At 71.4% G+C, this 19960-nt stretch carries 18 protein-coding genes and 1 pseudogene; 10 read left to right on the top strand and 9 right to left on the bottom strand.

What is annotated here, in order from left to right; genetic code table 11:
• Positions 1 to 97: 97 nt before the first annotated feature.
• A complete protein-coding gene (locus H180DRAFT_RS29840; RefSeq protein WP_165434852.1) occupies positions 98 to 256 on the bottom strand; it encodes a hypothetical protein in 159 nt (52 codons plus the stop codon).
• 137 nt (positions 257 to 393) lie between these two features.
• On the opposite strand from H180DRAFT_RS29840, the gene H180DRAFT_RS15645 reads away from it, so the two are divergent.
• Positions 394 to 1035, top strand: coding sequence for a TetR family transcriptional regulator (locus tag H180DRAFT_RS15645; RefSeq protein ID WP_055486669.1), 642 nt, complete (start codon positions 394 to 396; stop codon positions 1033 to 1035).
• A 38-nt stretch (positions 1036 to 1073) separates the two neighbouring features.
• Here H180DRAFT_RS15645 and H180DRAFT_RS15650 read toward each other — a convergent pair whose 3' ends face one another.
• From H180DRAFT_RS15650 to H180DRAFT_RS15660, 3 genes and pseudogenes are all read right to left on the bottom strand, one after another.
• Positions 1074 to 2690: a serine/threonine-protein kinase gene (locus tag H180DRAFT_RS15650; protein ID WP_055486670.1), complete on the bottom strand. Its 1617-nt coding sequence runs from the start codon at positions 2688 to 2690 to the stop codon at positions 1074 to 1076.
• Positions 2691 to 2796: 106 nt separating this feature from the next.
• On the bottom strand, positions 2797 to 3810 hold the full coding sequence (gene ligD, locus H180DRAFT_RS15655) for a non-homologous end-joining DNA ligase (RefSeq protein WP_055486671.1): 1014 nt from the start codon (positions 3808 to 3810) through the stop codon (positions 2797 to 2799).
• Between the two features lie 159 nt (positions 3811 to 3969).
• Positions 3970 to 4517 (bottom strand): annotated as a pseudogene (locus tag H180DRAFT_RS15660) (GNAT family N-acetyltransferase).
• Positions 4518 to 4593: 76 nt separating this feature from the next.
• Here H180DRAFT_RS15660 and H180DRAFT_RS15665 point away from each other — a divergent pair.
• Both H180DRAFT_RS15665 and H180DRAFT_RS15670 read left to right on the top strand, forming a co-directional pair.
• Complete coding sequence (locus H180DRAFT_RS15665) at positions 4594 to 5673, top strand: ATP-dependent DNA ligase (protein ID WP_055486713.1); 1080 nt, start codon at positions 4594 to 4596, stop codon at positions 5671 to 5673.
• A 34-nt stretch (positions 5674 to 5707) separates the two neighbouring features.
• Positions 5708 to 6286, top strand: a complete 579-nt coding sequence (locus H180DRAFT_RS15670) for a DoxX family protein (RefSeq protein WP_079100141.1) — start codon at positions 5708 to 5710, stop codon at positions 6284 to 6286.
• Here the strand turns inward: H180DRAFT_RS15670 and trxA are convergent.
• Complete coding sequence (trxA, locus tag H180DRAFT_RS15675) at positions 6274 to 6669, bottom strand: thioredoxin (protein WP_055486672.1); 396 nt, start codon at positions 6667 to 6669, stop codon at positions 6274 to 6276. The genes H180DRAFT_RS15670 and trxA overlap by 13 nt on opposite strands.
• Positions 6670 to 7056: 387 nt before the next feature.
• Here trxA and H180DRAFT_RS15680 point away from each other — a divergent pair, with 387 nt between their 5' ends.
• The 3 genes from H180DRAFT_RS15680 to H180DRAFT_RS15690 all read left to right on the top strand — a co-directional run bounded on the left by H180DRAFT_RS15680 (position 7057) and on the right by H180DRAFT_RS15690 (position 11115).
• Positions 7057 to 7575, top strand: a complete 519-nt coding sequence (locus tag H180DRAFT_RS15680) for a lytic polysaccharide monooxygenase auxiliary activity family 9 protein (RefSeq protein WP_055486673.1) — start codon at positions 7057 to 7059, stop codon at positions 7573 to 7575.
• Positions 7576 to 7796: 221 nt separating this feature from the next.
• Positions 7797 to 8870, top strand: coding sequence for an LLM class flavin-dependent oxidoreductase (locus tag H180DRAFT_RS15685; protein WP_055486715.1), 1074 nt, complete (start codon positions 7797 to 7799; stop codon positions 8868 to 8870).
• 112 nt (positions 8871 to 8982) lie between these two features.
• Complete coding sequence (locus tag H180DRAFT_RS15690) at positions 8983 to 11115, top strand: neutral/alkaline ceramidase (RefSeq protein ID WP_368073127.1); 2133 nt, start codon at positions 8983 to 8985, stop codon at positions 11113 to 11115.
• A gap of 46 nt (positions 11116 to 11161) precedes the next feature.
• Here the strand turns inward: H180DRAFT_RS15690 and H180DRAFT_RS15695 are convergent, their stop codons facing one another.
• Positions 11162 to 12562: a S1 family peptidase gene (locus H180DRAFT_RS15695; protein WP_254666035.1), complete on the bottom strand. Its 1401-nt coding sequence runs from the start codon at positions 12560 to 12562 to the stop codon at positions 11162 to 11164.
• A gap of 364 nt (positions 12563 to 12926) precedes the next feature.
• Between H180DRAFT_RS15695 and H180DRAFT_RS15700 the strand changes: the two genes are divergently transcribed.
• The gene (locus tag H180DRAFT_RS15700; RefSeq protein WP_055486674.1) at positions 12927 to 13520 is read left to right on the top strand and encodes an LAETG motif-containing sortase-dependent surface protein; all 594 of its coding nucleotides are present in this window, start codon (positions 12927 to 12929) and stop codon (positions 13518 to 13520) included.
• Between the two features lie 140 nt (positions 13521 to 13660).
• Here H180DRAFT_RS15700 and H180DRAFT_RS15705 read toward each other — a convergent pair whose 3' ends face one another.
• Complete coding sequence (locus H180DRAFT_RS15705; RefSeq protein ID WP_055486675.1) at positions 13661 to 14893, bottom strand: acetyl-CoA C-acetyltransferase; 1233 nt, start codon at positions 14891 to 14893, stop codon at positions 13661 to 13663.
• A 165-nt stretch (positions 14894 to 15058) separates the two neighbouring features.
• On the bottom strand, positions 15059 to 15955 hold the full coding sequence (locus H180DRAFT_RS15710) for a LysR family transcriptional regulator (RefSeq protein WP_055486676.1): 897 nt from the start codon (positions 15953 to 15955) through the stop codon (positions 15059 to 15061).
• Between the two features lie 177 nt (positions 15956 to 16132).
• Between H180DRAFT_RS15710 and H180DRAFT_RS15715 the strand changes: the two genes are divergently transcribed.
• The 3 genes from H180DRAFT_RS15715 to H180DRAFT_RS15725 all read left to right on the top strand — a co-directional run bounded on the left by H180DRAFT_RS15715 (position 16133) and on the right by H180DRAFT_RS15725 (position 19692).
• Positions 16133 to 17080 carry a CoA transferase subunit A gene (locus H180DRAFT_RS15715; RefSeq protein WP_055486677.1) on the top strand — a complete coding sequence of 316 codons (948 nt, stop codon included), beginning with the start codon at positions 16133 to 16135 and terminating at the stop codon, positions 17078 to 17080.
• Between the two features lie 141 nt (positions 17081 to 17221).
• Positions 17222 to 17989, top strand: coding sequence for a CoA-transferase subunit beta (locus H180DRAFT_RS15720; RefSeq protein WP_055486678.1), 768 nt, complete (start codon positions 17222 to 17224; stop codon positions 17987 to 17989).
• A gap of 92 nt (positions 17990 to 18081) precedes the next feature.
• Positions 18082 to 19692: a 3-hydroxyacyl-CoA dehydrogenase gene (locus H180DRAFT_RS15725; RefSeq protein ID WP_079100135.1), complete on the top strand. Its 1611-nt coding sequence runs from the start codon at positions 18082 to 18084 to the stop codon at positions 19690 to 19692.
• On the opposite strand, the gene H180DRAFT_RS15730 is transcribed toward H180DRAFT_RS15725, so the two are convergent.
• Positions 19658 to 19960, bottom strand: a 303-nt coding sequence (locus H180DRAFT_RS15730; RefSeq protein WP_139151394.1) for a transposase, incomplete at its 5' end; no start/stop codon positions are given. The genes H180DRAFT_RS15725 and H180DRAFT_RS15730 overlap by 35 nt on opposite strands.

Below are 19960 nucleotides of genomic sequence, written 5' to 3' on the forward strand. Positions count from 1 at the left end.
GTGCGCGGCTGGTCGCCCGTGGTGCCGGAGCCGTTCACCTTGTGTGCCTTCGAGTGCGAAGTGCCGGGGCGGACAAGGGTGTTCAGGGCGTTCACGGTCAGCTCCCCTGACGGTGGTGCTTGCGTTCACGGACGGCGAAGATCAGCAGCCAGGTGCCGATGGCCGCGGCTGCGGCGAGGGTCGCCGGGACCGGGATGTGGGCCGCGGTTCCCACCAGGAGTCCCAGCAGGAGGAATGCGGCAACGATGAAGATCATGTGTGGCCCTTCGTCTCGGAGGGGCGGTGCGCGCGGCATCCGCTTCTCCACTTCTCAGTGAACAATTGGAAATACAACTGTTCACTGAGAACAGAGTACCTTGGCACACGGGCGAGAACACCTGTTTACTCAATGACATGAGCCACACCCCCGCGTCCGCCCCGACCGCCCGCGAGACGCAGAAGGCCAGGACCCGCAGCGCCCTGCTGGACGCGGGCCTGCGGCTGCTTGAGCACCAGAGCCTCAGCAGCCTCGGCCTGCGCGAGGTCACCCGCGTGGTGGGAGTGGCCCCGGCCGCCTTCTACCGGCACTTCAGGGACATGAGCGACCTGGGGGTCGCCCTCGTCGAGGAGTCGCTCGGGTCGCTCCACGCCGTCGTGCGCGAGATCCTCGCCGGACCCGCCGAGGAGTCGGCCCGCATCGAGCGCACCGTCACCGCCATCGCCCGCTACGTGCGCGAGCACCCGACGCACATCCGCTTCGTCGTGCGCGAACGCCACGGCGGAGTGCCGGCCGTACGGGCCGCCATAGGTGCCCAGTTGGACCGCTTCGCCGACGAGGTCGCCGGCGCACTGGCCACGGACGAGGTCTCCGCGGGATGGAGCGAGCAGGACATGCGGATGCTCGGCGAACTCTTCGTCGACCACATGGTGATGACGGCTTCGGCCTTCCTGGACGCCGCACTCGGCGAGGGCCCCGACGAGGAGAGCGTCGCGCACACCGCCCGCCGGCAGCTGCAGCTGATCAGCGCCGGCCGGCGCCACTGGCAGGACGGCTGAGCCGCCGCCCCCTGTCCGGCGGAAGCACTGCCCGCCCGTCAACCGCCCCGGGAGACGCGGAAGGTCTTGACCGCCATGTCGAAGTACTTCTTGGAACCGCCCCATTCGGCGTCCGGCGCCGAGAGATACAGCGCGTAGTGCCGCTCGCCCTCCGTGCCGAAGCCGAGGTCCAGCGCATGGTAGGTCCGCGCCCTGCCCTGCCAGGTGTACTCCCAGACGGCGGCCTTGCGGCCCTGGTAAGTCGTGGCGTTCATACGGAGGTTGCGGTAACCCGGCGACTTCGCCCGGACCTCGGGCTCCAACTGCCGCCAGTGCTTCAGGGGACTGGCGCCCGCGAAGTCCAGCACGCTGAAGGTGAGTCCCGTACGGCCTGACGGATCGAGGAAGTCGACCCCCTGGCCGCCGGGCTTCTCCTGCCGCTTCCAGCCCTCGGGCACGTCCACGGAGAAGCCGAGGTCCTCCTTCACGCGCCGGTACCCGTCCGCGGCCGGCGGCCGCGGAGGGAGCGCCGTGGAGGAGTGTCCGGAGGAGTGGGACGAGGACGGGCCCGGCTTGCCGCCGCCGCCTCCCTCGTCCGCGCCTTCCTGTGCCAGCCACCATCCCCCTCCGGCGACGGCCGCCACCGCCGCCACCGAGAACACGGCCCAGGCGGCGGCACGCGAGCCGCGCCTTCGCGGGGCGGCGGGGGCCGGAGCGGGATCGGTGGCGGATGACGCCGGCGACGGTACGGCGGCGGACGAGTCGGGGACGGACGCGGGCCCGCGGGCCCCGTCGTGGTTCCGGACGCCCGGCCCCTGCCCGCGCTCGTCCCACGGCGCGCCCTGCGGCAGCGCCACGGTGCCCGCCGCGCCCGAGAGCCACTCCTCCGCCTGCTGGAGCGTCGGCCGCCCGCCGGGGTCCTTCGCGAGCAGGGCCTCGATCAACTCGCCCAGGGCACCGGCCTGTTCCATCGGCCGGGGCGGTTCGCTCGCCGTGGCGTACGCCGTCTCCACCCACGTGGCCCTGCGGAACGGGGCGGTCCCCTCCACCGCTTCGTAGAGCGTCGCGCCGAGCGCCCATGCGTCGGCGGCAGGGCCCGATTCACCGCCCTGCATCCGCTCCGGCGCCGCGTAGTCGATGGAGCCGACGAACTCCCCGGTGCGCGTGAGGGTGGTCGTCCCGGAGGCCGCGGCGATGCCGAAGTCGGTGAGGACGACGCGCTCGGTCTCCCGCGACAGCAGGACGTTGGCGGGTTTCACGTCCCGGTGCAGCACTCCCGCCGTATGGGCTGCGCGCAGCGCCGAGGCCATCGCCGTCCCCGTGCGCGCGGCCGCCTCCGGCGGCAACGGCCCGTCCTCGCGCAGGACATCGCTGAGCGAGCGGGAGTGCACGTACTCCATGACGATGCACGGCCGCCCGTCCTCCTCGACCACGTCGTGCACGACGATGACCCCGGGGTGGCTTATCCGGGCCGCGCTGCGGGCCTCGCGGCGCGTGCGCTCGTAGAGCCGCGTCAGCTCCTCGTCCTCGAGATGCGGCGTCACATGGAGCTTCTTGACGGCCACGTGCCGGTCGAGCAGTGTGTCGTCAGCGAGCCACACCGTTCCCATGCCCCCGCGGCCGAGCTGCCGGGAGAGCCGGTACCTCCCCGCCAGCAGCCGGTCCTCGTCGGTCACTTCGAACTCCCCGATCCCCCTTGAACACCCGTTCCAGTGGGGAACCCTAGCCGCCGCCGCGCCAGTTGTGACGGCGGAACGCCCATGCGGGGCGCCGTCCGCGGTTTCAGCCGTCGGTGCGTTTCGCCCTGCTCGGCTGGACACGCTTGGGCTCGCCCTTCACCTTCGGGTGCTCCGGCGGATAGGGCAGGTCCCCCAGCCCGTGCTCGCGCTCGTCCCTGGCGGCCAGCTCCAGGGCCGCGTCGAGGCGGCAGCGGTGCGCGTCCATCTCCGCGTGCACGTCGCCGACTTCGGCGTACCGCAGCGGCATCGTCACCACGTCGAAGTCGTCGGGGTGCGCGCTGCCCAGCTCCTCCCACAGCAGCGGGGCGGAGACGGTGGCACGCCTGTTGGGACGTACGGAGTAGGCGCTGGCGATGGTGCGGTCCCGCGCCGTCTGGTTGTAGTCGACGAAGATGCGGCTGCCGCGCTCCTCCTTCCACCACGCGGTCGTGATGCGGGACGGGTCGCGCCGCTCCAGCTCCCTGCCGACGGCGATGGCGGCCCGCCGCACCTGTGCGAAGTTCCACTCGGGCTCGATGGGCACGAAGACGTGCAGTCCGCGCCCGCCGGAGGTCTTCGGCCATCCGCGCAGGCCCAACTCCTCCAACAGCGGCCGGAGTTGCTGGGCGGCCCGCACCGCGTCCGCGAAGTCCGTGCCCGGCTGCGGATCGAGGTCGATGCGCAGTTCGTCCGGGTGGTCGGTGTCGGACCTGCGCACCGGCCAGGGGTGGAAGGTGAGACAGCCGAGATTCGCGGCCCACAGCACCGCCGCGGGGCCCGTCGGGCAGATCTCGTCGGCGTGCCGCCCGCTGGGGAAGCTGATCCTCGCGGTGGGGATCCAGCCGGGCAGGTTCTTGGGGGCGCGCTTCTGGAAGAACGACTCGCCGTCCACGCCCTCCGGATAGCGTTCGAGCGTCGTCGGCCGTTCGTACAGCGCCCGTGCGATGCCCTCCCCGACGGTCAGGTAGTAGCGGGCCACGTCCAGCTTGGTGAGCCCGCGCTCGGGGAAGTAGACCTTGTCCGGGCTGGACAGCCGCACCTTCTGTCCGCCGACCGTCAGCTCCACCGCCTCACCCATGTCCGCAACGCTATGCCGCCCGGTGCCGCGCCGCCTCCCGGCGGATGGCAAAGCTTCCGGCTGCCGCTGCCTTCCGGCGTCGGTCGGCGTCGGTCGGCGTCCGCCGGTGGGGGCGGGCGCGCACGTGCGGTGCGGGGCGCGGACCCCGCACCGCGGACGTCAGATGCCGAACGGCGCGGCGTAGCGCACCGTTCCGCGGGGCAGCGGGCCGTCGGCCCCGAGAGCCAGCGCCATCGCGGCCTCGTCCGGTACCTCGACGGGCAGGCGGATGCCGTGGGCGGAGGCCCGGGTGAAACCGAACCTCGGGTAGTAGTCCGGGTGGCCCAGGACGACCACCCAGCGTTCGCCCATGCCGGCCGCGGCCCGCAGCACGCCGCGCACGGCGGCGGAGCCCGCCCCCGTGCGCTGCAGCTCGGGCCGCACGGCCACGGGCGCCAGGCACAGCGCCGGTTCGGCGTCGATGTGGCTGGGGGTACCTCCCAGGCCGAAGGCTCTGGGGGAGTCAGCAGCGCGTGGCCTGCGGGCCGGCCGTCCTCGTCGTCGGCGACGACGGACAGGCCCTCGATCCAGGCGCTCTCGTCGGCGCGCAGCGCCTCCACGAGGCCGGCCTCCCCGGCGGTGGGGAACGCGGCGAGGTCGATCTCGCGGATGGCCGCGATGTCGGCGCCGCTCTCGGCGCGGGTGGTCCAGGTACGGCGAGTGGTCATGTGGATGAAGATCCGTTCAGGAGGGTGTCCCGAGGAGAACAGGCGGGCGCGCCCGCGCGGGAATACAGTGCTCGGCATGGACCTGCCGGTGATGCCGCCAGTCAAGCCGATGCTCGCCAAGCTCGCCTCGAAGATTCCGGCGGGCATGCAGTACGAGGCCAAGTGGGACGGCTTCCGCGCCATCGTCTTCCGCGACGGCGAGGAGACCGAGATCGGCAGCCGTACGGGCAAGTCCCTCAAGCGCTACTTCCCCGAACTGGTCACGGCGCTGCTCGCGAACCTTCCCGAGCGCTGCGTCGTGGACGGGGAGATCGTCGTCGCCCGCAACGACAGGCTCGACTTCGACGCCCTCGGGCAGCGCATCCACCCCGCCGCCTCGCGCGTGCGGATGCTCGCGGAGCAGACCCCGGCGTCCTTCGTAGCCTTCGACATCCTCGCGCTCGGCGACGACTCGCTCATGGGGACGCCCCTGGAGGAGCGCCGCACGGTCCTCCAGCGCGCGCTCGGCCCGGCGCGCGACCCGGTCTTCGTGGCGCCCGCCACGACCGACATCGACCTGGCCAGGCAGTGGTTCGACCAGTTCGAGGGCGCCGGGCTCGACGGGCTCGTGGCCAAGGCGCTCAACCTGCCGTACCGGCCGGACGAACGCTTCATGGTGAAGATCAAGCACGAGCGGACGGCGGAGTGCGTGCTCGCGGGGCTGCGCCCGCACAAGAGCGGCGAGGGGGTCGGGTCGCTGCTGCTCGGCCTGTACGACCACTCCGGCACGCTCCAACACGTCGGCGTGTGCGCCTCGTTCACCATGAAGCGGCGCCGAGAGCTCCTGGCCGAGCTGGAGCCGCTGCGGATGACCGACCCCGCGCAGCACCCGTGGGCGCGCTGGCAGAGCGAGGAGGCCCACACGCAGAGCCGCATGCCGGGCGCACCGAGCCGCTGGACGGGCACGAAGGACCTGTCGTGGGTACCGCTGCGTCCGGAGCGTGTCTGCGAAGTGGCCTACGACCACATGGAGGGGGACCGCTTCCGGCACACCACGCAGTTCCGGCGCTGGCGTCCCGACCGCGAGCCGCGGGGCTGCACCTACGCCCAACTCGAAGAGCCCGTCAGTTACGACCTGTCCCGCATGCTGACCGAGTCCCCGCAGACCCCCACCTGAGCACGTGAGAAGGGACGACGCCATGGGCCACACGATGTGCCACGGCAGACACCGCCTGCGCGGCCACCGCATCCACAGGACCCACAGCATCCGCCACGACCTCGGACTCCTCGCGCTGCGCCTCGGCACCGGAGGAGTGCTCTTCGCCCACGGCACGCAGAAGCTCTTCGGCTGGTTCGGGGGTTACGGCCTGGAAGGGACCGGCAAGTCCATGGAGCAGATCGGCTTCCGGCCGGGACGGGCCCATGCGCTCGCCTCCGGCCTCGGTGAGGCCGGAGGCGGAACGCTGCTCGCCCTGGGGCTGGCGACACCCGGGGCGGGCGCTGCCGTTGCGGCCGCGATGTCGGGGGCCGCTTCCGTCCATGCGCCGGCGGGGTTCTTCAACGACCGGGGCGGACTGGAGTATCCGGTCCATCTGGCGCTGGCCGGGTCGGCCGTCGCCCTCGCGGGCCCCGGCCGGTTCTCCCTGGACCATCTGCTGGTCCACCGGCTCGACCAGCCCTGGATGCTGGGCGTGACGTTCGCCGCCGCAGCGGCGGCCGCGGCGTGTGTCGTCTCCCGGCGGCTGCGGGTCCAGCGGGAACAGGAGGCGGAGACCGCTCAGCCGGGCTGATCCTGTGCGTCCTGGCCGGACGGCTCCTCCGGCACGGCGGCGGACTGGCGGACCTCTTCCATGTCCAGGTTCCTGGCCTGTCCGATGAGGTCCTCGAGTGCGGACTCGGGGAGCGCTCCCGGCTGCGAGAAGACGACGATGCGGTCCCTCACGATCGCGAGTGTGGGGATCGACTGGACCTCGAAGGCCGCGGCCAGTTCCTGTTCGGTCTCGGTGTCCACCTTCGCGAACGTCAGATCGGAGTGACGCTCGGCGGCAGCTTCGTAGACCGGCTCGAACTGGCGGCACGGACCGCACCAGTCCGCCCAGAAGTCGATCAGTACGAAGCCGTCGTCCGCGACGACCTCGTCGAAGTTGTCCTTGGTGAGCTCCGTGGTGCTCATGTGCTCTCCTGCTGTTGAGGACGGTGTCGGACCGTGACGGCCCTCGGCCGCTCCGGCGGTTCACGCCGGGAGTCCCGGTCCGCGTTCCCACCGTCGCACGCGGCGTAAACCGCTTGCCGGGCTTTGATGTGCCGCAAACGCTGTCATGAAGGGCTTCCGGGGTCTTGACCGGGGAGGGACAATCGCTATGGTCTAGACTAATGGCGAGCGTGATACCGGGTCCCCCAGCTCGAAGCCGTCAGAACTCTCCACGCTGCCCTTCGCCGCTGACGGGGCTGCCTTCACATCGCCTCCGCTTTCAATCAGGCCGTCCGCAAGGGTGTGCGGCACCTCTGTGTCCTCCCCTCCTCGCCGCTTTCCGGCCGGCCGGACCGTGAAGGAGTTGGCATGAACGTCAAGAGGAAGCTCGCGGCGGGAATCGGGGCCGGCATCGCGCCTCTGCTCGTCCTCACCCTGCCGGCGGCCCCGGCCAGTGCGCACGGCTACATCGACTCGCCGCCGAGCCGTCAGGCGCAGTGCGCCGCGGGCACGGTGGAGTGCGGAGCCATCAAGTGGGAGCCGCAGAGCGTCGAGGGCCCCAAAGGGCTCACCAGTTGCAGCGGCGGCAACGAGCGGTTCGCCGAGCTGGACGACGACAGCAAGGGATGGGCGGTCACTCCTGTCGGGAGCTCGACGAGCTTCAAGTGGCACCTGACGGCACGTCACGCGACGAGCACGTGGCAGTACTTCGTCGGCGGCTCGAAGATCGCGGAGTTCGACGACGGCGGTGCGCAGCCCGGGGAGACCGTCACGCACCAGGTCGACTTCGGCGGTCTGAGGGGCGAGCAGAAGGTGCTCGCCGTCTGGAACATCGCCGACACGGCCAACGCCTTCTATGCGTGCGTCGATGTGAACGTCGGCGGCTGAGGCGAGCCGGCCGGCCGATCCGCCGCGGCGCCGCCGGAGGTGTTTCCTCCGGCGGCGCCCCCGTGTGTGCGGCAGGCCCTGCCGCGGTCGTGTGTCCTGCGGCTTCGCTGCGGCGGCACCTCCGCGCGACCATGGAGCAGGAGCACGTGGGAGACTTGTGGGACCGTGTAGTTCAATAGTGAACTAGTGGCTTCGCCGGAGCCGACGAGAGGGTGAGAGTGGTGCAGTTCGGGATCTTCACCGTCGGGGACGTCACGACCGATCCCACCGACGGCCGCACGCCGAGCGAGCACGAGCGGATCAAGTCGATGGTCGCGATCGCGCTCAAGGCCGAAGAGGTGGGCCTCGACGTCTTCGCGACGGGGGAGCACCACAACCCGCCCTTCGTGCCCTCCTCGCCGACGACCATGCTCGGTCACATCGCCGCGCGCACCGAACGGCTCATCCTCTCCACCTCGACGACGCTGATCACCACCAACGACCCGGTGAAGATCGCCGAGGACTACGCGATGCTCCAGCACCTGGCCGACGGCCGCGTCGATCTGATGATGGGCCGCGGCAACACCGCGCCCGTCTATCCGTGGTTCGGGCAGGACATCAGGCAGGGCATCCCCCTGGCGATCGAGAACTACGCGCTGCTGCACAGGCTGTGGCGCGAGGACGTGGTGGACTGGGCGGGCCGCTTCCGCACCCCGCTCGAGGGCTTCACCTCCACGCCGCGTCCGCTCGACGGCGTGCCGCCGTTCGTCTGGCACGGCTCCATCCGCAGCCCGGAGATCGCCGAGCAGGCCGCGTACTACGGCGACGGCTTCTTCGCCAACAACATCTTCTGGCCCAAGGAGCACTACATGAAGCTCATCGGGCTCTACCGCGAGCGCTTCGCGCACCACGGACACGGCACTGCGGAGCAGGCGATCGTGGGTCTCGGCGGCCAGGTCTTCATGCGCCGGAACTCCCAGGACGCGGTGCGGGAGTTCCGCCCCTACTTCGACAACGCGCCCGTCTACGGGCACGGGCCGACGCTGGAGGAGTTCACCGATCAGACGCCGCTGACCGTGGGCAGCCCGCAGGAGGTCATCGACAAGACCCTCACCTTCCGCGAGGCCTTCGGCGACTACCAGCGGCAGCTGTTCCTCATGGACCACGCGGGCCTTCCGCTGAAGACCGTGCTGGAGCAACTCGACATGCTCGGCGAGGAAGTGGTGCCCGAACTTCGCAAGGAGTTCGCCGCGCGCAGGCCGGCCGGAGTGCCCGACGCCCCCACTCACGCGTCGCTGCTCGCGCAACGCGGCTGAACGCCGCCGGAATTGGTTCTGACCAATCCCGGCACGCGCATTGTGGCGTGTGTTACACAGTGGCATGCTCAACGGGCAGTTACCGGGAAGTAGCCCTACGGAGGAGCACCCGTTGAGTAGCACCCACCCCCACACCCCACCGTCCGAAGGGCAGCCGGAGCACACTCCCTCTCCGGGGCCCCGCAGCAGCCGCCGCACCGTACTGCGTGCGGGCGCCGCGCTGACCGGACTCGGCCTGGCCGGTGTCACGCCGGGCGCCCGGGCTGCGCATGCCGAAGACGCCGTGAACACCGGCGAACCGGCGGCCGGGAGCGGCTATCTCGTGGGCCGGGGCGTCGCCGACGCCACCGGCGAGATCGCCGAGGTCGGCATGATGGGCTACGGTCGCGTCGACCAGCAGGCCGAAGGCCTCCACACCCGCCTGCGCGCCCGTGCGTTCGTCTTCGCGGACCAGGAGACGCGCGAGCGCGTGCTCCTCGTCGTGGTCGACACGGCCATGATCTTCGAGAGCGTGCACCAGGCCGTGCTGAGCAGGCTCGGGGAGAAGTACGGCGACCTGTACACGCACCGCAACGTCATGCTCACCGCCACGCATACGCACTGCGGACCGGGCGGCTCCTCGCACCACCTGCTCTACGACCTCACCACGCTGGGCTTCCACAAGAAGACCTTCGAGGCGATGACGGACGGCATCGTCGAGGCCGCGGCCCGCGCCCACGAAGACGCAGCGCCCGCCGAACTTGCCCTCACACATGCGGAGTTGACGGGAGTCAGCGTCAACAGGTCACGCGAGGCCTTCGAACGCAACCCCGCCGGGCTGCGCGGCCACTTCCCGGACGGCATCGACCCGCAGAGCACACTGCTGCGCGTCGAGCGCGAGGGGCGGGCCGTCGGGGCGGTCAACTGGTTCGCCGTGCACTGCACCAGCATGTCCGGCGACAACAAACTGATCAGCGCCGACAACAAGGGTTACGCCGCCCACCACTGGGAGCGCGAGGTGGAGGGAGCCGACTATCTCGACGGCACCGCACCCGGCTTCGTCTCCGCCTTCGCGCAGACCAACGCCGGCGACATGTCCCCGAACCTCGACCTGAAACCGCCGACGACGCCCGCCGACTTCGAGAGCACCCGCGAGTGCGGACTGCGCCAGTACAAGTCCGCCGCGGGCCAACTCGACCAGCGGGGCACGAAGATGACGGGCGGAGTGGACTCCAGGCTCGTCTACATCGATCTGTCCGACGTGACGGTCGAGCCGGAGTTCACCGGAGACGGCAAGCAGCACAAGACCGCCAAGCCCGCCATCGGCGCGTCGATGGCGGCCGGAAGCCTGGAGGACGGCCCGGCGTTCCCCGGTTTCGAAGAGGGTGAGAACCCCCTCTGGGACACGATCTCGGACTCCGTCATCTACGAGGCCTCACCCGAACTGCGCGACGCGCAGGCACCGAAGGGCATCGTCGCCCCCGTGGGGGAGATGAACCGCATCTACCCGTGGGTGCAGGAACAGGTTCCGGTGCAGCTGGTGCGCATCGGGCAGCTGTATCTCATCGGCGTGCCCGGCGAGGTGACCGTGTGCGCCGGGCTGCGGCTGCGCCGCACGGTCGCGGAGACCGTCGGGGCCGAGGTGAAGGACGTCCTCGTCGCGGGCTACGCCAACTCCTACTTCCACTACCTCACCACGCCTGACGAGTACGACTCGCAGCAGTACGAGGGCGGCAGCACGCTCTTCGGGCGCTGGCAGCTGCCCGCGATCGAGCAGACGGCGGCGCAGCTCGCACGCGCCATGCGGGACGGGAAGAGCCTGCCCCTCGGGCCCGTCGCACCGGACATCTCCGGGAAGACGATCTCCTTGCAGCCGCCGATCGTGCTGGACGCGCCGCCGCTGGCACGCGAGTTCGGCGACGTGCTCACGGCGCCGCGCGCCAACTACCGGGCGGGGGAGCGGGTCACGGTCGTCTTCGCAGGCGCCCACCCCGGCAACGTGCTGCACCGGGGCGGGACCTATCTGCGCGTGGAAGCACGGAAGGACGGCGGGTGGCGCACCGTCGCGGACGACGGTGACTGGTCGACGGCCTTCCGCTGGGAGCGTTACGGGATCGCCGCCTCGAAGGTGACCGTCACCTGGGACATCCCCGAGGGGACGGCCTCCGGCGAGTACCGGATCACCTACGAGGGCGACGCCAAACCGGTCGCGGGCGACCCGAAAGCCATCTCCGGCGCCAGTTCCCCGTTCACCGTGACGGGCTGACACCGTGAGCGGCTGACGGGCCGCCCGCGGGGCGACCGGGCAGCGCTTACGGCAGCTGCTGCTGCTCCTGCTGCTGTCCGGCCTCCCCGCCGCCGTCGCCGATCGTCGCGCCGGTGGCCTCAAGCGCGTCGGTGACCGGCTGGAAGAAGGTCTCGCCGCCCTGCGTGCAGTCGCCGCTGCCGCCAGAGGTCAGGCCCACGGCCTGGTCCTCGGAGAACATCGCGCCGCCGCTGTCGCCGGGTTCGGCGCAGACGTTCGTCTGGATCATGCCGTTGACGACGTCGCCGCCGCCGTAGTCCACGGTGGCGTCCAGGCCGGTGACCTCGCCGTCGCTGAGGCCGGTGGTGCTGCCGCTGCGCTGCACCGGCATGCCCACGGCGGCCTCGGCCGCGCCGGTGATCTCCTGCGTTCCGCCCTGGCCCTCACCCAGCGGGTCGAGGTTCACGGCGCTGGGCGCCTCGGCCTGCGCGTCGTCGAGCGTGGCGATCGCGAAGTCGGTCTCCGGGAACTGCGAGTCCGTGATCGAACCGAGTGCCTGTGCACCGGCCTCGTCGGAAGTCCAGTTCTGGGCGGCGTTGCCGCAGTGGCCCGCGGTCAGGAAGGCGGGTGCTCCGTCGACCTGCACGTTGAAGCCGAGCGAACAGCGGGTGCCCTCGGCGAAGATGGCGTCGCCGCCGAGCACACCCTCGGCAGCCGCGTCGCCGCCTTCACCGGCGCCCGCGCCGTCGTCACCCTGGCCGGCACCGTCGTCACCCTGGCCCGCGCCGTTGCCGTTGCCTGCGCCGTCTTCGCCCTGGCCTGCGCCGTTGCCCGCGCCCTGGTCGCCCTGGCCTGCGCCGTTGCCCGCGCCCTGGTCGCCCTGGCCTGCGCCGTTACCGTTGCCCGCGCCCTGGTCGCCGGCGTCGCTCTCGCCGGCGCCGCCGTTGCCGGTGAACTTCTGGAACTTCCCGGCGGTGCGCTTGACCGACATCATGCCGTCCATGCCGGCGGCGGTCCTGTTCAGCGAGGCCCACTCCTCCTCGTCGACCGTGCTGTCGGCGAGAACGGAGACCTTGTTGGTGCGGGGGTCGATCGACCAGGCCGAGCCCGGCACCGAAGCGCCGTTGGCGAGGGTGTCACTGACCTTCTGCAGCTCCGCCTTGGAGTTCTCGACGATTCTCGCCTCGGCGCCGCTCTCCTGGACGCGCTGGGCGGTCTCCTCGTCGGTGACGTTCATGACGAGCCGTTTGGCCTTGCTGTCGATGAACCAGCCTGCGGTGCTCGACCCGTTCTCGTCCGCCAGCTTCGTGCCCATCGCGGCAGCGGCCTTCGCGCTCATCGTGCGCGGACCGGCAGCTTCCTGGCCCGCGTTCGCGTACGGAAGCATGATCGCCGCCGTCGCAAGTGCCGCAGTGCCGGCGCCGGCTATCACATACGCCCGTTTCTTGTCCTTGCGTCGATGGCTCAACTCACTGTCCTCCCTGGGGTGGTGGACCGGCGCCTCGCCGGCTCGGCGCAGTGGCACGCCATGGTTCTCCACAGGTACTCGCTCCGCCCGTTTCGTAGTTGAGACCGCTCAATGTCCGTGAGTTTCCCTCGCCGTTGCCTTGGAGGCGGTAGCCTCAGCGGGTTCCAGCGGGGAACGGGCGGGCAGCCGCCGGACCGTACGGGGGATGGCTGCACATCACACGCCACCACGTCTGAACTGCCCCTTTTTCAGAGCCTTTTGGTCAACCGGGGGCGGTCGCGACCAGTGATGTACCGGGGAGTACCGTTCTGTCCTCGCACAACATCCGCCCTTTGCACCACTTCTTCACCTTCAGAGGGAGACCATGACCGCTATACGCCACAGATGGCACCGCGCCGCCGCCGTCGCCACCGGTACCGCCGCGCTCGTCGGTACCGGGATGTTCGTCGCCTCCCCCGCGTCGGCCCACGTGCCGGGCTGGGAGGTGGACTGCTACACGACGAGCGTCCACCTGGAGAACTACAGCGACCGGGCCGAGAACACCATCAAGATCACCGCGGGTGGCAAGACCCTGGTGGACGAGACGTTCGGCCGCACCTTCGACAAGAAGGTGAACCTCCCCGAGCACAGCTCCCCCCTCGATGTCCACCTGGTCATCGACGCCGGTGACGACGACAAGTTCGACCGGGACGAGCACAAGACGTCGCCCGTGTGCGAGGAGTCCCCCTCGCCCACGCCGAGCGAGTCCTCGCCCGAGCCCTCGCCGAGCGAGTCCAGCAGCGAGGCCCCGGCGCCCTCCGAGAAGCCCAGCACCGCTCCCAACGGCGGAGGCGACGACCTCGCCGAGACCGGTGCCTCCAGCGCCACCCCGATGATCGCCGGCGCGGCCGGTGTCGTCCTGGCCGCGGGTGCGGGCCTGGTCGTGGTCTCCCGCAAGCGCCGCTCCGCGCAGGACTGAGTCCGCCCCGCGCACACTTCGGCAAGCCCGACGGGCCCGGCAGCCAAGTGGAGGCTGCCGGGCCCTGGTTGTGCGAGAGGTGGCCCGCGCGGGCCGTCCGTGACGTATCCGGTGACGGCGCCCGGGGCCGGTCGGGCCGGTCAGCAGCGCCCGAAGACCGCGGCGAGGCCCTGCCCGCCGCCGATGCACATGGTCTCCAGTCCGTAGCGCGCCTGGGTGCGCTGCATGTGGTGCGCCAGCGTCGTGAGGATCCGGGCGCCGGTGGCGCCCACCGGGTGGCCGAGCGAGATGCCCGAGCCGCACACGTTGATGCGCTCCTCGTGGTCCCTGTCCGTCCAGCCCAACTCGCGGGTGCAGGCGAGGACTTGAGCGGCGAAGGCCTCGTTGAGCTCGATCAGGTCCAGGTCGCCGGCCGACAGCCCGGCACGCTCCAGGGCCTCCCTGGTCGCACCCACCGGCCCGATTCCCATCGTCTTCGCAGGAACTCCCGTGCGGGCGAAGGAGATCAGCCGCAGCATCGGCGTCAGGCCGAGGCGTTCGGCTGTCGCGGCCGTGGTGACCAGGCATGCTGCGGCGGCGTCGTTCTGGCCGCTGGCGTTCCCGGCCGTGACCGTGGCCTCCGGGTCGGTCTTTCCCATCACCGGGCGCAGCGCGGCCAGTTGGTCCGCCGTGGTCTCCGGCCGCGGATGCTCGTCGACGGACACAGTGCTCTCGCCCTTACGTCCCGGCACCGTCACCGGCACGATCTCCTCGGCGAACCAGCCCTCCTCGATGGCGCGGGCGGCGCGCTGCTGCGAACGAAGAGCCAGGGCGTCCTGGTCCTCGCGTGAGACGCCGTACTCGCGGCGCAGGTTCTCCGCCGTCTCGATCATGCCGCCCGGCACCGGGTGGTGCTCGCCGCCCGCGGTGACCCGCCCGCGCGCGAGGGCGTCGTGCAGCTGGAGCCCGGGGCCCTTGATGCCCCAGCGGCCTTCATGGGTGTAGTAGGGGGCGGCGCTCATCACATCGACTCCGCCCGCGATCACGACCTCGCTGAAGCCGGCCTGTATCTGCATCGCGGCGTCGAGGACCGCCTGGAGCCCCGAACCGCAGCGCCGGTCGATCTGGATGCCTGTGACCGACTCCGGCAGGCCGGCGTCCAGCGCGGCGACACGGCCGATGGCCGGGGCCTCGGCGCTCGGGTAGGCGTGGCCGAGGATCACCTCGTCGACCTGCGAGCCGTCGATGCCGCTGCGCGCGACGACCTCCGCGATGACGTGTGCCGCCAGCGCGGCGGGCCGCCGGCCTGCCAGGGCGCCGCCGAAGCGCCCGATCGGCGTGCGAAGGGGGTGGCAGATGACGACGTCGGTGCGAGTCGGAGCGGGGGCTGACATGGAGGGGCCTTCCTGACTGGTTCGGGCTGGTCGCGGTCACGGGCGGGGCACGTCGGGAGCGAGGCTTGCCCACGACCCTTCCACCGCGCACTTTTCCGGTCCAATATCCGATTCGCCTCGCACTGATACGCGGGCGCACTCAATCGCTGCCGGAGGCCGCCGCGTTCACGATCCCGGAGGCGGCAGCGCGTCGGCCGCGACCTCCAGAACGCTGCGCAGCGCCGCCGACGGGTTGTCCGTACGCCAGGCCAGCGCCGCCCGGAGCACCACGGGCGGCCCGGCCAGCGGACGGTAGACGAGACCGGTCTGCTGGATGTGCATGCAGGAGGTGAGCGTCAGTGTCACGCCGACTCCCATCGCCACGAGGGCGAGGATCGTGTACGAGTCGGGGGCCTCCTGCACGATCCGCGGGTGGAAGCCGCTGCGCTCGCACGTCTCCAGCGTGACGTCGCGCAGGCTGGAGCCGGTGCGGGCGGGAAAGCTGACGAACGGCTCCTCGGCCAGGTCGCCCACGGTGATCCGCTCCTGGCGGGCGAGGGGGTGGTCCGAGGGCAGGGCGCACACCAGCTCCTCCTCGGCGATCACCCGGTGCTCGACTCCCGGCCGGTTCACCGGGAGCCGCACGAAGCCCAGGTCCAGCGATCCGTCCGCGACCCGTGCCACCGCCCTGTTCGCATACGTCTGGCCCAGCATGACGAGCTCGATGCCGGGGTGTGCCGCCCGTACGGCACGGGTGAGGCGGGGCAGCGCGGTGTGGCTGGAGGCACCGGCGAAACCGACCCGGACGCGCCCGTACTCGCCGCGCCCGGCGGCCTTGGCCACCCGCGTCGCGATGTCGATGTCCTCCAGGACCGTGCGGACGGGCTCGAGGAACGCCTCGCCGGCGCTGGTCAGCCGCACCGAGCGCGTGCTGCGTTCGAAGAGCTGGACCCCCAGCTCCTTCTCCAGCTGCCTGATCTGCTGGCTCAGGGGCGGCTGGGCCATCTGGAGCCGCTTGGCGGCACGGCCGAAGTGGAGCTCCTCGGCGACGGCGACGAAGGAGGAGAGGTAGCGCAGTTCCACGTCGGTACGCTCCCGTCGGCCAGTTATCAGTTTCACGTCTCAAACTGACCTTAATTCGGTATTGGACGCCAATCAATGCCGGGTGGGAACGTGGTCCCGGGCTGGGCGTGACCGTTGCCGTGACAGCGGCACCGGGGCGCACCGATGCGTACCGCACCGCACCGAGGAGATGTGGAGATGGCCGTGGAGACCGCCGTGGACAAGACGATGACGATGCGGGAGGCCGTCGCAGCCCATGTCAGGGACGGCGACACCGTCTCCCTCGAAGGCTTCACACATCTCATACCGACCGCGGCCGGGCACGAGATCATCCGCCAGGGCCGCCGCGACCTGACCGTGATCCGCATGACCGCCGACATCGTCGTCGACCAGATGCTGGCCGCCGGGTGCGTCTCGCGGCTGGTCTCCTCCTTCGTCGGCAACTCCTCCGCCGGCTCGCTGGGCGAGCTGCGCCGCCGCGTGGAGAGGGCCGACCCCGAGCCTCTGGCCTTCGAGGAGTACAGCCACTACGGCATGATCTGCCGCTACATCGCCGGAGCCCAGCGGCTGCCCTTCTACCCGTTGCGCAGCTACGGCGGCAGCGACCTGCCGAGCGTCAACCCGGCGCTGCGCAAGGTCACTTCGCCCTACCCGGGGCCGGACGGCGAGAGCGAGCAGATCTACGTCGTGCCGCCCGTCAACCCGGACGTGACGATCGTGCACGCGCAGCGGGCCGACCGCTCCGGGAACACCCAGATCTGGGGTCTGACCGGCGTCCAGGCCGAGGCCGTGTACGCGGCGCGCAAGGCGGTCGTCGTCGTGGAGGAGGTCGTCGAGGACGAGGTCGTGCGCTCCGACCCGAACCGCACCGTCATCCCGTCGCACGCGGTGGACGCCGTCGTCGTCTGCCCGCGCGGTGCTCACCCGTCCTTCGCCCAGGGCTACTACGACCGCGACAACGCCTTCTACCGCTCCTGGTCGGCGATCAGCAAGGACAAGGAGCGGCTGACCGCCTGGCTGGAGGAGTGGGTGCACGGGACCGCCGACCACGCCGAGTACGTCGCCAAGCTCGGCGAGGAGTTCTGGGAGGGGCTCGCCGTCGGAGAGGCGATGAGCCTGCCGGTGAACTACGGCCGCAGGCTGTGAACCCCGCCCGGCCGCCGTCATCTCCGTCCCGTCCCGTTTCACCCCGCACCGGCAACGGGCCCCGGCACGCGCCCGGGGCCACGCCACTCCCCGACCCGTACCCCGGACCTTCGCACCTCCGCACACGGAAGTGAGCCGCAGATGACCACCGACACCGTGACCTCCTCCGAGCTGCTGTCCGTCGTCGCCTCCCGCGAACTGGCGGGCAGGCGCACGGTGTTCGCCGGAATCGGGCTGCCCACGCTGGCCGCCTCCCTCGCCCATCTCACCGTCGCGCCCGGACTGGAGATCGTCTACGAGTCCGGGGTGTGCGGCGCGCACCCGTCGCACCTGCCCGAGACCATCGCCGACGCCGTGCTGATCACCGGGGCCGAGGCGGTCATTCCGATGCCGACGCTCTTCGGGTCGGTCCTCCAGGGCGGCCACATCGACGTCGGCTTCCTCGGCGCCGCCCAGATCGACAAGTGGGGCAACCTCAACTCCTCCGTCATCGGGGACTGGCACCACCCCAAGGCCCGGCTGCCCGGATCGGGCGGCGCGAACGAGGTGATGGCCAGCTCCGGCGAGGTGTTCGTCGTCATGCGCCGTCACGATCCGCGCTCCTTCACCGAGAAGCTCGACTTCTGCACCTCGCCCGGCCCGGACCGGGCCCTTGCCGACGGCATCCGCCCGCTGGGTTCCGGAGTCACGCGCGTCATCACGGAGTTGGGCATCCTCGCGCGCGAAGGCGTGGGCGAGGAGCTGAGGCTGACCGCTGTGCACCCCGGTGTGACGGCCGAGGACGTGAAGGCGAACACCGGCTGGGACCTTCGGACAGCCGGCGATCTCAGCGTCATCGAGCCGCCCTCGGCGGACGAACTGGCCCTGCTGCGCGAAGATGTGGACCCCGAGCGCGTGTATCTGCGCTGACGGACGACGACGGGGACGGCAGCGGACGGGCGACGTCCGGCCGGGACGGCCCGGGCGGCGGCAGCGGTCCGGGAAGCGGAGACGGAGCAGGCATGCGCATCAGAATCGTCGGTACGGGCGTCATGGGCCGCGGCATCGCACAGTGGGCCGCCACGGCCGGGCACACCGTCGAACTCGCCGACGTGCGCGAGGAGTCGGTCACCGAAGCCGTCGCGTTCGTGACCGGCATGCTGGAGCGCGCCGTGAAGAAGGGCCGGATGAGCCGGCAGGACGCGGACGCCGCCCGCGAGCGACTGGTGCCGCTCTCCTCGCCCTTCGCGGCACCCGGGAGCGCCGAGACCGCGCCGACCCTCGTCGTGGAGGCCGTGCGGGAGGACCTGGAGACGAAGGCCGCCGTCTTCACGGAGCTCGCGAAGGTGCTCCCGGAGGCCACCGTCTTCGCGACCAACACCTCCTCGCTGTCCGTCACGGAGATCGGCGCGCGGCTCGCCGACCCCTCCCGCCTGGCCGGGCTGCACTTCTTCAATCCCGTACCGCTGATGAAGATCGCGGAGGTCGTGCCCGGCGCGGCAACCCGCCGGGACGTCCCCGGATTCCTCACCGACTTCGTCGAGGGCTGCGGGCACCGGGCGGTGACCGTGGCGGACACCCCCGGCTTCCTCGTCAACCACGCCGGGCGCGGACTGGTCACCGAGGCGCTGGCGCTGCTGGAGGAGTCCGTCGCCCCGCCCGCGGACCTCGACGCGGTGGCCCGGGACGTGCTGGGCCTGCGCATGGGCCCCTTCGAACTCATGGACCTCACCGGGCTCGACGTCACCGCCTCCGTCATCGACACCATCTGGCGCGGATTCCGCCACTCCGAGCGGCTGCGGCCCTCGTACCTCACCGCGAACCGCGTCACCGCCGGACTGCACGGCCGCAAGACCGGCCGCGGCTTCTACCCCTACGGACCCGAAGCCCCCGGCGACGCCGCCGCCCCCACGCCGCCCCCCGCGGGCGGCGACGCCTCACGCGCGGTGGAGGTCGCCGGCGAGGGGCCGGACGCCGACGCGGTACGGGCACTCCTCGGCAGCGCCGAGGCGCGGCGCAGCGGGCGCGCGGCCGGCACAGAGGGCGGCGGTCCCGCTGCCGGGCCGCTGCTGCTGGTGCCGACCTGGGGCGGGACGGTCGCCGGCGCCGTCGCCGAACACGGCCTGCCCGCCGCCCGCACCCTCGGCATCGACCCGCTCTCGCTCGGCACCGCACGCCGCGTGCTCGCCGTGACGCCGGCCACCGCACCCGAAGCGGTCCGGGACGCGGCCGCCGTACTCGCCGCCGACGGCACGCAGGTCACCGTCGCACGGGACACCGCGGGTTCCGTCGCGCAGCGCCTGCTGGCCTCCGTCGTCTCGGTGGCCGCCTCCATCGCCGAACGCCACATCGCGGCGCCCGCGGACATCGACGTGGCCGTCACCGCGGGCCTCGGCTACCCCTGCGGTCCGCTGGCGTGGGGCGAACGCATCGGCGCCGCCCGGATGTTCGCGCTTCAGCGCGCACTTCTGGCCACCACCGGCGATCCCCGGTACAGGCCGACGCGCTGGGTCAGGGAGCGGGCTCAGCTCGGGCTGCCGCTGACGGCCCCCGACGTCACGCTCACCCCGCACACCGAGGAGAATCTCAATGAGCGTGTCAAGCCGCCTGCGTGGCCGGTGGGACGGAGGTGAATTGCCTCTTGTCGCGCAGCATCGCCCAGAGCACGTCGACTCGTCGGCGGGCGAGGGCGAGCAGGGCTTGGGTGTGCAGCAAGCCCTCGGATCGCTTCCTGAGGTAGTAGTCCCGGGAGGGACCGGGCCGCATCATCGCAGTCTGGGCGGCCAGGTAGAAGATGTGCCGCAGGCGCCGGTTGTAGCGCTTGGGCCGGTGGTAGTTGCCGGTTCGTCGGCCGGAGTCCCGGGCGACTGGGGCCAGGCCGGCGTGGGAGGCCAGTCGGCC

Source organism: Streptomyces sp. WMMB 322 (genome assembly GCF_900090145.1).
In the GTDB taxonomy this organism is placed as follows: Bacteria; Actinomycetota; Actinomycetes; order Streptomycetales; family Streptomycetaceae; genus Streptomyces.